Origin of the sequence: Stenotrophomonas terrae (assembly GCF_039674165.1) — a bacterium.
Classification (GTDB): Bacteria; Pseudomonadota; Gammaproteobacteria; order Xanthomonadales; family Xanthomonadaceae; genus Stenotrophomonas; species Stenotrophomonas terrae_A.
In genome coordinates this window covers 1-11,334 of sequence record NZ_JBDJMY010000048.1, presented here as the reverse complement: position 1 = coordinate 11,334, position 11,334 = coordinate 1, and the positions used below count along the sequence as shown (strand labels likewise).

Sequence of the window (11,334 nt, the reverse complement as noted above, 5' to 3'; positions counted from 1 at the left end):
CGGTAGTGCCGAGCCATGCTCGGCAGTGGCTTGGGCTCAAAACCTACAACCAGCCTTTCTGTCGCGCTACGCGATACGCCTCAATCCGGTTGGCCACGCCCAGCTTGCCGATGCATTCGGACAGGTAGTTGCGCACGGTGCCATGCGACAACCCCAGCTGCTCGGCGATTTCATTGGCAGAGCGGCCCTCGCCGGCCAGGCGCAATACCTGCCGCTCGCGGTCATTGAGTGGATCGGCTTCGGACCACGCTTCCACCGCCAGTTGCGGATCAATCGCACGGCCACCCCGATGTACCTGCCGCAACGCATCGGCTAGTTTTTCAGCTGGCGCATCTTTCAACAGATAGCCCTGCACGCCAGCGTCCAGCGCCCGGCGAAGGAAGCCGCTGCGGGCGAACGTAGTAACAATCACCACCTTGATTGGCAGCTGATGACGTTGCACGCGTTGCGCCAGTTCCAGCCCGGTGAGCAGTGGCATTTCAATATCCGTGACCAGCACGTCCGGCTTCAGCCGTTGCAGTTCACGCCAGGCGACTTCGCCATCGGCAGCGGTTCCAATCACTTCGATGTCCGATTCCAGGTTGAGCAGCGCCGACAGTGCACCACGCACCATGGCCTGGTCTTCTGCCAGCAGGATGCGGATCATGCGCGTGCCTCCTGCGCCGGCAAGTCTGTTGCCCCGCCCTGCGTTGCGCCCATGGCCGGCGTCGATTGCATGCGTTGGGCCTGCACCGGAATACGCACTTTCAAGCGCGTGCCCTGCCCCTTTGGCGATTCGATCTGCAGCTCACCGGCCAATGCCAACACCCGCTCGCGCATGCCCGCCAATCCATTGCCGTTGGCTGATACGCCACCGCGACCATCGTCAACAACCTCCATCAGCACCGCCTCCGGCGATACGCTGATGGTGATCAGTGCTTCGTTGGCCTGTGCATGGCGGGCGATATTGGTGGCGGCCTCGCGCAGCACCATCGACAAGCCAGCTTCGATCCACGCCGGCATTGCCGGCGGCGGCGAATAGCGCAGATGCACGCGCGAGGACTCCAGCAGTAGATGGGCGGAGGCCAACTCAGCAGCCAGGTCGGCAGCGCGGAAACCGGTAACCGCGCTGCGCACCTGGGCAAGTGCATCACGCGCGATCTGTTCGGCTTCGGCCAGCTCGCGCTGCGAGCGCTGCGGATCGCGCTCGAACAGTTTGCGCGACAACTCCATTTTCAAGGTGATCAGCGACAAGGTATGCCCAAGCAGGTCATGCAGATCACGGCCAATGCGTTCGCGCTCCGTGGTGGCCGCCAAGCGCCGCACTTCTTCGTGCGAAAGCCGCAACGCGGCATCCTTCTCGCTGCTTGAGCGTTCCACATTGACGATCAGGCCGATGATGATCGCCAGCGCCGGGATCCACACAATCATCTGCCACGGATAACCAATCCACCAGGCCAACGACAGGAATGCCAGATTCAACAACGCCAGCTCGAACATGTATTGGCGTGTGCTGATGCACCGGTTTGTCCGCAGCATCACGCAGCCAAACACGAAGTAGTTCATGCCCGATGGATAGATGGGCAGCAACGCCATCGACAGGACGATCATCGCCAATGCAAAGATCGGCGCATGCCGGCGCGCGCTTGTCAGTGTCAGCACATAAAAAATGATGAACAGCGGGAACGACCACAACGTGATCAGCGCCCAACGCAGGGTGTAGCCCGCACCAAACATCGGCGTGATGAACACCCATACCGTCCACAGCAGATGCACGGCATCCACCCACGGCCATTTACCGAGCTTGATGTTGTCGGCTACGACCGAATCCGGTGCTGGCTTCAACCAGTCAGGGCGCTGCAATGCCATCGGCGTTCATCCTGTGCAATGCGGCAATGATGCCATCAGCCATGGCGGCGCAGGCGCCAGCCAGCCACTGCAGTGATCACCACGGTGAATGCGAGCAACCACAGCACATGCGGCCAGGCGCTACCCACCGGGAAGTCCAGCGCGCCCTGCGCCAGCATGTTCAGGTGATGGCTGGGCCAGATCACCGCCAGGTCACGCAGCAGCGGCGGCAGCACCTTCAGCGGGAACCACAGCCCCGACAGCACGGCCATCGGCAGGTAGACCAGGTTGATCACCGCAGCGGCGCCATTGCCTTTGGCCAACGTGCCCAGCAGCAAGCCAAGCGCGCCGAACGGCAAGGTGCCCAAGCTTGCCACCGCAGTCAGCCGCAACATCTGCGAAGCATTGAGCTGCACACCGGCCACGGTGGTAGCCAGCAGCTGCAGGATCACCACGATGGCCAGCGCGGTGACCATGGCCATCACCATCTTGCCGAGCAGATAGGCCAATGGCGGCATCGGCATGGCACGCTTGAGGGTGAGCAGGCCGTTGTCGCGCTCCAATGCCAGCGCAATGCCGAAGCCGAACAGCCCTGGCGCCATCACCCCGAAGGTGACGTAGCTGCCCAGCAGGAAGCGGGCGGCATCGGCGTGCTGCGTGTGACCCAGCAGCACCGCGAAAAGCAGATAGAAGACGGCCGGGAACAGCAGGGTCGGCACCACGAAGCCCGGATAGCGCAGGTAGCGCAGGCATTCGGCGCGCATTTCCTGCAGGTAAGCGACCAGCAATCGGCGCGACGGCATCGGCGGCAGGATGTTTTCGTATGCGGTGTTCATCAGGCCGCCTCGCGTTGGATCTGCGCAGCATCCGCAGTGGTCAGGTCGGTGAAGGCTTCGTCCAGCCCGGCAGGCTGCACCTCCAGCCCGGACAGCGCCGGGTCTGCCTGCAGCAGATGCCGCACCACGCTTTCGATACGGTCGCTGCGCAACTGCAGGTAATCGCCGTCCCGGCTGATCTGCACTACTCCCGGCCAGGAGGCCACCATTGCCGCATCCAACGCGCTGACGCAGCGAATGCGGCGATGGACAACCCGCGCACGCAGTGCATCCACGCTGCCGTCACTGACGATGCGGCCACGCAGCATCACGCAGACACGATCCGCCAGCCGTTCGGCCTCCTCCAGATAATGGGTGGTCAACACCACCGCCGTCCCTTCAGCAACCAACGCCCGCACCGTCGCCCACAACTGCTGCCGGGCCGGCAGATCCAAGCCAACGGTGGGCTCATCCAGAAACAGCAGGCGGGGCCGCCCGCACACGGCCAGCGCGAACTGCACCCGCCGCTGTTGGCCGCCGGACAGCTTGCCGTAGCGGCGCTTCAACAGATCCTCGATGCCCGCCAGTGCGGCGGTTTCCAACAGGCTGCGCGGGGCCGGGTAATAGCTGGCTGAGAGCCGTATCAGTTCGGCCACGCTCAAGGTTTCCGGCAACGCCGCGCTCTGCAGCATCACGCCGATGCCACGGCGCGCACCCAACTGCTGCGGATCCTGTCCGAACAGCTGCACCTGCCCGGCATCGGCACGCAGCAGCCCAAGCAACAAGCCGATGGCGGTGGTCTTGCCCGCGCCATTGGGGCCGAGCAAGGCCAGCACCTGCCCGGCCTTCAGTTCCAGATTGACGCCGTCCAATGCTCGCACCGCGCCGTAATGCTTATGCACGCCCTGCAGGCTTGCCAGTACTTCGCCGTATCGTTCCATTGCCGTCGCTTCCTTCCGGGGATGGCGCCACGTTAGGCCGCTTATACCGGCTCACGCAGTGCAGGCGATCAGGCAAAGCACATGACAGCCGTCACCTGCGGGCCGGGCGGACGCTCCCTATGATTCGTCCATTGCGGCTCTTCGCTGCCGACCACGGCGGATTGCGGTAAGTTGCGGTCACATTCTCTCTCCTACGCCGTCCTGCTACCCATGAATGCATCTGCTGAACTGCTGAAGGAACTCCGCATCGACCGCTCCGCCCCGCCTACGCGTGGGCCTACGCCATCACGGCGCTGGCTGTGGATCGTGATCGGACTGGTACTGGCCCTGCTGCTGGCGCTTGGTATCGGCGCCATGTTGGGAGGCAAACCACCGGTTACCGTGCAGACCGCACCGGTGGTGGCCATGGACCAGGCCGGCGCTGCCAACAGCTCGGTGCTTGATGCCAGTGGCTATGTAGTGGCCAGGCGCATGGCAACCGTGTCGGCGAAGATCACCGGCAAAGTCCGCGAGGTGATGATCGAGGAAGGCATGCGTGTCGAAGAGGGCCAGGTAATGGCAACGCTCGACCCCATTGATGCCAACGCCCAGCGCAGCCTCAACGCCGCTCAGCTGGACGCCGCTCGCAGCCAGACCATAGGACTGCAGGCGCAGCTGCGCCAAGCCGAGGCTGAAGCGGGACGCCTGCAGTCGCTGGTAGGCCAGCAGCTGGTCTCGCGCTCGCAGTACGATCAGGCCGTCGCCGCCCGCGACAGCCTGCGCGCACAGCTGGCCACCGCGGGCCACAACGCCAAGGTCGCGCAGGACGCATTGGCCATCGCCGACCTGGGCGTGGACAACAATGTAGTGCGCGCACCGTTCTCCGGCGTGGTGACGGCCAAGGCCGCGCAGCCAGGTGAAATCGTGTCGCCCTTGTCGGCAGGCGGCGGCTTCACCCGCACCGGCATCGGCACCATCGTCGATATGGAATCGCTGGAAGTAGAGGTTGAAGTAGGCGAAGCCTTCATTGGCCGCGTGCAACCGCAGATGCCGGTTGAGATCGTGCTCAACGCCTACCCGGACTGGAAGATCCCAGGCCACGTGATTGCCATCATTCCCACTGCTGACCGCGGCAAGGCCACGGTGAAGGTACGCGTGGCACTGGAAGCCAAGGACCCGCGCATCGTGCCGGAAATGGGCGTGCGCGTCAGCTTCCTGGAGAAGGCCGTTGCAGCGGGTACCGAAGCACCGAAGGGTGTGCGCGTCCCCGTCGCCGCGATTGTCGAGCGCGACGGCAAGCCGGTGGCCTTCGTGCTGCAGGCCGACGACAAGGTGAAGCAGCAGCCGCTGGAAGTAGGCCAGGTTTTGGCCAAGGACAAGCAGGTACTGTCGGGATTGAGAGCCGGGCAAACCGTCGTGCTCAGTCCAGCAGCTGAATTGAAGGATGGTGACAAGGTGGCACTGGAAGGTGCGAAGAAATAACCCAGGGCTTGTGATATTTGCCGTTTGCTGCGTATCACCTGATTCACTGAAGTAGCGCTGTCGCTTTTGCTTTAGTTGTTGCTTTAGCTGCTGCTATTGCCGTTGCTTTTGCGGTTGCTTTGGCGGTTGCTTTTGCGGTTGCTTTGGCGGTTGCTTTTGCTTTAGCCCTTCTCCCGCGTGCGGGAGAAGGGTTGGGATGAGGGCAGCTTTGGCTTTTTCTTGGCTTTAGCCCTTGCCTTACCGGACCCCTTCCGCAGCGACGAAGCTGACGGCACAGACCCCAACGGGGCGGCGCACATGGATGTGCGTCGTTTTTCGACGAGACAGGGATGTCTCGTCGAAAAATCCCGGCAGCGCAGTGGACCCGCGATGCGGAGCATCGTGGGCGCGGAGGCAGGGTGTGTTTCTTTTGGTTACTTCTTCTTTGCACAAGCAAAGAAAAGTGACTCGCTCCCCGTAGGGGAGTGAAAGCTGTTGCTGTTGTTCTTGCTTTCGTTGCTGCAGTCCGCCTGAAGCAAAGACACTGAAGACGCAAAAGGCAGGAGCAGAAGCTGCCCTCACCCCTACCCCTCTCCCGCAGGCGGGAGAGGGGAAAGCAACAGCAACGACAAAAGCAAAAGCTGGAGCCAGAGCTAAGCCAGAGCCGGAGCCGGAACCACAGCCACAAGCCAAAGCCAAGCCAAAGCCACAACCAAGCCAAAGCGAAAGCCCCCCTCCCTAGCCCTCCCCTTGCCTTCGGCAAAGGGAGGGAAACATAAACAAAGCAAAGCAAAGCAAAGCAACCAATCTCGACGTCCAATATCAGATTTTCAACATCGAACATCAAACATCACCGCGTCACTGCTGAGGATCATCCATGAGCACCCTCGTCTCTCTGCGCAACATCACCAAGACCTACCAGCGTGGCCCGGAAAAAGTGCAGGTCCTGCACGGCATCAATCTGGATATCGAGCGCGGTGACTTCGTCGCGCTGATGGGCCCGTCCGGTTCCGGCAAGACCACCCTGCTCAACCTGATCGGCGGCCTGGACACGCCCAGCGGCGGCGAGATCAACATCGAAGACCAGCGCATCGACCAGCTCAGCGCCGGCCAGCTGTCCACATGGCGCAGCCATCATGTCGGCTTCGTGTTCCAGTTCTACAACCTGATGCCGATGCTTACCGCGCAGAAGAACGTCGAACTGCCGCTGCTGCTGACCAACCTCAATGCCAGCGAGCGCAAACGCCGTGCACAGATCGCACTGACTTTGGTTGGTCTGGCTGATCGTCGCGACCATCGCCCCAATGAGCTGTCCGGTGGCCAGCAGCAGCGCGTTGCCATCGCCCGCGCTATCGTCTCCGACCCCACCTTCCTGATCTGCGACGAGCCCACCGGCGATCTGGACCGGCAGAGCGCCGAAGAGGTGTTGGGCCTGCTGCAGCTGCTCAACCGCGAACACGGCAAGACCATCATCATGGTTACCCATGATCCCAAGGCGGCCGAGTACGCCACCCATACCGTGCATCTGGACAAGGGCGAGCTGGTCGACGCCCCGGTGCACTGAGGAGCACGGCCATGAAGTACTTCTCATTGATCTGGGCGCAGCTGTTCCGCAGCCGCATACGTACTTTGTTCACCCTGCTGTCCATCATCACCGCCTTCCTGTTGTTCGGCATGCTCGACTCGGTGCGTGTGGCCTTCGACAGTGGTGGCAACAGCGTGGCCGGCGCCAACCGGCTGGTCGTTGCATCACGTTTGTCCATCACCGACTCCCTGCCGATCCGCTTGGAATCGCAGATCCGCCAGGTTGAAGGCGTCGACGATGTCACCTACGCCATGTGGTTCGGTGGCATCTACCAGGACCAGAAGAATTTCTTCCCGAATTTCTCGGTCGCGCCGAACTACTTCGACCTGATGACCGAGTTCGAGATCCCCAAGGAACAGGTTGATGCCTTCCGCAACACGCGCACCGGCGCTGTCGTCGGTGAGTCACTTGCCAAGCAGTTCGGCTGGAAGATCGGCGACACCATTCCTCTGCAGGCCACCATTTTCCCACGCGGTGGCAGCAATGATTGGCCATTGCAGCTGGTGGGTATCTTCAAGTCGAAGAACACCGCAACCGCCGCCAACGAGGAACGCCAGTTGATGATGAACTGGAAATACTTCGACGAATCCAACGACTACATCAAAAACCAGGTCAGCTGGTACACCGTGCGGCTGGACAACCCCGACCACGCCTCGCGCGTAGCCCAGGCCATCGATGCGCTCTCGGCCAACTCCGACCATGAGACCAAGAGCCAGACCGAATCGGCGTTCCAGCAGGCGTTCATCAAGCAGTTCGCCGACATCGGCATGATCGTCACCTCGATCATGGGCGCGGTGTTCTTCACCTTGCTGCTGCTCACCGGCAACACCATGGCCCAGGCCGTGCGTGAGCGCGTGCCGGAGCTCGCAACGCTGAAAACGCTCGGCTTCAAGGACGGCACGATGTTGATGCTGGTGATGGTGGAATCGATCGTGCTGGTCGGCCTTGGCGGCGCCATCGGTCTTGGGTTGGCCGCCTTGGCGCTGCCGGTCATGGCGCCACAGACCATGGGCCTGCTGCCGCCGCACGTACCAACGCAGACCTGGATCGTGGGCGCGCTGCTGATCGTGGTGATCGGCTTGGTGGTGGGCGTGCTGCCCGCACTGCGTGCCAAACGCCTGAAGATCGTCGACGCATTGGCCGGGCGCTGAGGAGAACGACATGAAGAACTTTTTATCGAATGCGTTGGTGATCCTATTGTTGGCGATCGGCCTCGGCGTATGGATCGCGCTGCCGTGGTTCGGCGTCCTTGCCGTGGCGGTGGCAATCGCTTTGTGGCTGCTGCTCACCCGCAGTGGGCGGCTGGCACTGGCAGCCACCCGCATCGGGCTGGCCAGCCTGCCACAGCGCTGGGGCGCCTCATCGGTGATCGTGATTGGCATCGCGGGCGTGGTTGGCGTGCTGGTAGCGATGCTGGCAATGGGCCAGGGCTTCCAGGCAACGCTGGAAAGCACTGGCGATGACAGCACCGCCATTGTTCTGCGCGGCGGTTCGCAGGCCGAAACCAACTCGGTGATCACCCGCGATCAGGTGCCCTTGCTCGAAACCCTGCCTGGCGTGAAGCGCGGCGCAGATGGGCGCCCGCTGGTTTCGGCCGAAGTCTCGCAGGTGGTCAACCTCACCTCACGTAGCGACGGCACCGATGTAAACGCGCAGTTCCGCGGTGTTGGCGAACAGGCCTGGGCCGTGCACGACAAGGTGCGTCTGGTCGAAGGCCGCAAGTTCGGCGCGGGCCTGCGCGAGATCGTCGCCGGGCGTGGTGCGCAGAAGCAGTTCCAGGGCCTGGACGTCGGCAAGACGCTGATGCTGGGCAACCAGGCATGGACGGTGGTCGGCATCTTCGAATCCGGTGATGCACATGATTCGGAGCTGTGGACCGATGCACAGACGCTCGCAAACACCTACGACCGCAGTGCATGGCAGTCGATCAGTGTGCGCACCGATGGCAAGCAGGGTTTTGAAGCGTTCAAGGCGGCCGTGGACAACGACCAACGGCTGAAGCTGGACGTGGAAAGCACCGCCGACTATTACCGCAAGCAAGGTGGTGGCTTGAACAAGCTGCTCAAGGTGCTGGGTACGGTGATTGGCGCGATCATGGCCGTTGGCGCGGTGTTTGGCGCTCTCAACACCATGTATGCCGCAGTGGCCACGCGCGCACGGGAGATCGCCACATTGCGTGCAATCGGCTTTCGCGGCGTGCCAGTGGTAACGGCAGTGATGCTGGAGACCATGTTGCTCGCCTTGCTGGGCGGCTTGCTGGGCGGCGTGATCGCCTGGCTGGCATTCAACAACTTCACCGTATCCACCTTGGGCAACAACTTCAGCCAGGTGGTGTTCCAGTTCAAGGTATCGCCGCCCTTGCTGTGGAGCGGCCTGAAATGGGCACTGGGCATTGGCCTGGTGGGCGGCCTGTTCCCGGCACTGCGCGCGGCACGCTTGCCCATCACCACGGCATTGCGCGAAACCTGATCCCCACAATATCGGCCGCAGCAGCAGCCCATCTGCACACATGCAGATGGGCTGGCGGAAGTTCAGCTTCATGCAGCCGAGCCGCAAGCTGGGCTCCAACACCGTCCGCGACATGCAGGTGCGCCATGTCCTTCCATGGAACGGCACCAACTCGTTCGGCATCAACAAGGTGTTCGAGCATGAAGGTCCGCTCATCTACAGTCAGTCGAGCAGCAATATCGGCTACTACGCTGGCTCCGACATCTGCCGTTTCATGTGCATGAAGTACCAGCAGCGCTTCTGATCGTTGCAGCAACAGCGCCGGATGCCGGTGACACAAGCCCCGATCCGCAGCACTGCGCTTGAAGCCCCTCTCCCGCCCGGGAGAGGGGTTGGGATGAGGGACGCTCCTCGCGCTTCTATGCAGTGAAGCGATGATGCAATCGGACGCGAACAACGCTCTGTTGGAAGCTAGAGACGCTGCGATTGCACGACCGTCTGTCACGGATAGCGTCGTCTGCTTCGCGGCTCATGCCGCTCCCGCAAGCAGTCACACTGCACTGCCAGTCCATGCCATGACCGGCGGCACCGCGCACCGCAACCCAAACACCACACAACGGTCATTCAACTGTCATCGCCTTGCGGTAGATGCGCAGCGCCCTTGCAGCTAACGTGGCGACTTCCCAAATCCGGTTCCCGCCATGCTTCGTTCGCTGGCGCTGGCTGGCGTCTGCGTGATGCTGGCCGGCTTTGCCCTCTCCGCTCACGTCCCACCGCTGTCGCTTAGCGAGCGATTGGCAGCACCTGGCGGCACATCACCGCTGGTCCCCACCGAGCGCATCGATGCCCTGCTCACGCGCCTGCCGCATCAACAGGGCAGTGTTGCCGGCAGCGATGGCGTCTCCCTGCATTGGCTGGCCTTCGAACCGGGTGATTACCGGCTCGACTATCGCTATCTGGGCAAGGGCGAGCGCTTCCCCGAGTTCGCGCTGGACGCTTCGGCACCCACGGCCACAGACACACAGCAGCCACGCGGCACGGTAATTCTGCTGCACGGCTGGATGATGGATGGCGGCTCCTTGCTGCCCTGGTCGCTGGAGCTCGCACAGCAAGGCTATCGCACGATCGCCTTGGATCTGCGCAACCATGGCCGTTCCGGCCACGGGCTTTCCGGCTACGGCACGCGCGAAGGCGAGGACGTAGTCGCTGCACTGAAGGCCTTGAAAGCCGAAGGCAAGATCAGCGGGCCCGTACATCTACTCGGCGTTTCCTACGGCGCAGCGACCGCCATATTTGCCGCACGCGAGTTGGGCCCGCAGCTGCGCAGCGTGGTTGCGATGGAATCGTTCGACAATGCCGGCCAGGCAATTCGCACGATGGTGCCGCATATGCTGGCCAAACCACCGGAACGTTGGAGCGATTATGTCGCATTGCCGCTGGCACGCTGGCAATACGGCGGTCGCGGCTTGGATGAAGCCATCGCCACCACCGACCGCAAACTCGGTCTGGACCTGGACAGGATCGACGTCGGTCAGGCCTTGGCACAGGTTCCTGCCTGCGTGCTGTTGATACACGGCCGCGATGACCAACATATCCCGGTAGCGCAGGGCCGTGCACTAGCTGCTGCCGCCCCTCGCGCGCGCTATCTGGAAGTTCCAGCGGAAGACCATCTAAGCCTGCCGATGCGATTGGATCGCCTATCCAACGCGGTCAATCAATGGTTCGCGCAGGCAGCAGATGACGGTAGCTGTGCATCAACCGTGACAGCCCGTCTTTGACCCTCCGCCAGCGCTCCTGAAGCGCAATAAAGCGCAATCCGTAGTGCCGAGCCATGCTCGGCAGAGGCGTTAACCGTAGCGTCTGCCGAGTAGCGCTTTTGCTGTGGCTGTGGCTGTGGCTGTGGCTGTGGCTGTGGCTGTGGCTTTTGCTGTGGCTTTTGCTGTGGCTTTTGCTGTCGCTTTTGCTGTCGCTTTTGCTGTCGCTTTTGCTTCTGCTCTGGCTTCAATTTTTGCCGTTGCTTTAGCCCTTCTCCCGTCTGCGGGAGAAGGGTTGGGATGAGGGGGAGCTCTTGGCTTAGCTTTCTGGCTTGGTTCAAGCTTTTCGGCATCGTTGTTTCTACGAGCTTCGCGGCTTACGCCGCTCCCACAAGTGTGTGCGCGGCGCTGCTGCGCCCAAAGAAAAACCCCGCTGCTTTTGGCAGCGGGGTTTTTGGTTTAAATCCTGACGATGACCTACTCTCGCACAGCTTAGGCTGCACTACCATCGGCGCGGCTACGTT

Annotated in this window: 9 protein-coding genes and 1 pseudogene; 6 read left to right on the top strand and 4 right to left on the bottom strand. The window is 62.2% G+C overall.

All coding sequences use genetic code 11. The features are described from left to right. Window positions 1-43: 43 nt before the first annotated feature. The 4 genes from ABE493_RS16445 to ABE493_RS16430 are packed head-to-tail and all read right to left on the bottom strand — an operon-like array spanning window position 44 to window position 3,583. The gene (locus ABE493_RS16445; RefSeq protein WP_346499956.1) at window positions 44-646 is read right to left on the bottom strand and encodes a response regulator transcription factor; all 603 of its coding nucleotides are present in this window, start codon (window positions 644-646) and stop codon (window positions 44-46) included. Further along, a complete protein-coding gene (locus ABE493_RS16440; RefSeq protein ID WP_346499955.1) occupies window positions 643-1,848 on the bottom strand; it encodes a sensor histidine kinase in 1,206 nt (401 codons plus the stop codon). Before ABE493_RS16440 ends, ABE493_RS16445 begins: the two co-directional genes overlap by 4 nt. A 35-nt stretch (window positions 1,849-1,883) precedes the next feature. After that, on the bottom strand, window positions 1,884-2,663 hold the full coding sequence (locus tag ABE493_RS16435; RefSeq protein ID WP_346499954.1) for an ABC transporter permease: 780 nt from the start codon (window positions 2,661-2,663) through the stop codon (window positions 1,884-1,886). After that, window positions 2,663-3,583, bottom strand: a complete 921-nt coding sequence (locus tag ABE493_RS16430; RefSeq protein ID WP_346499953.1) for an ABC transporter ATP-binding protein — start codon at window positions 3,581-3,583, stop codon at window positions 2,663-2,665. Before ABE493_RS16430 ends, ABE493_RS16435 begins: the two co-directional genes overlap by 1 nt. 210 nt (window positions 3,584-3,793) lie before the next feature. Here ABE493_RS16430 and ABE493_RS16425 point away from each other — a divergent pair, with 210 nt between their 5' ends. The 6 genes and pseudogenes from ABE493_RS16425 to ABE493_RS16400 all read left to right on the top strand — a co-directional run bounded on the left by ABE493_RS16425 (window position 3,794) and on the right by ABE493_RS16400 (window position 10,834). Continuing rightward, window positions 3,794-5,044 carry an efflux RND transporter periplasmic adaptor subunit gene (locus ABE493_RS16425; protein WP_346499952.1) on the top strand — a complete coding sequence of 417 codons (1,251 nt, stop codon included), beginning with the start codon at window positions 3,794-3,796 and terminating at the stop codon, window positions 5,042-5,044. Between the two features lie 856 nt (window positions 5,045-5,900). After that, window positions 5,901-6,587 (top strand): ABC transporter ATP-binding protein, encoded by a 687-nt coding sequence (locus ABE493_RS16420; protein WP_057627997.1) that lies wholly within the window; start codon window positions 5,901-5,903, stop codon window positions 6,585-6,587. Between the two features lie 11 nt (window positions 6,588-6,598). After that, on the top strand, window positions 6,599-7,759 hold the full coding sequence (locus tag ABE493_RS16415; protein ID WP_346499951.1) for an ABC transporter permease: 1,161 nt from the start codon (window positions 6,599-6,601) through the stop codon (window positions 7,757-7,759). 10 nt (window positions 7,760-7,769) lie between these two features. Further along, a complete protein-coding gene (locus ABE493_RS16410; RefSeq protein ID WP_346499950.1) occupies window positions 7,770-9,077 on the top strand; it encodes an ABC transporter permease in 1,308 nt (435 codons plus the stop codon). 70 nt (window positions 9,078-9,147) lie between these two features. Continuing rightward, window positions 9,148-9,360: pseudogene (locus ABE493_RS16405) on the top strand (hypothetical protein); the annotation flags it as partial. Between the two features lie 397 nt (window positions 9,361-9,757). After that, complete coding sequence (locus ABE493_RS16400) at window positions 9,758-10,834, top strand: alpha/beta fold hydrolase (RefSeq protein WP_346499948.1); 1,077 nt, start codon at window positions 9,758-9,760, stop codon at window positions 10,832-10,834. Window positions 10,835-11,334 lie beyond the last annotated feature (500 nt).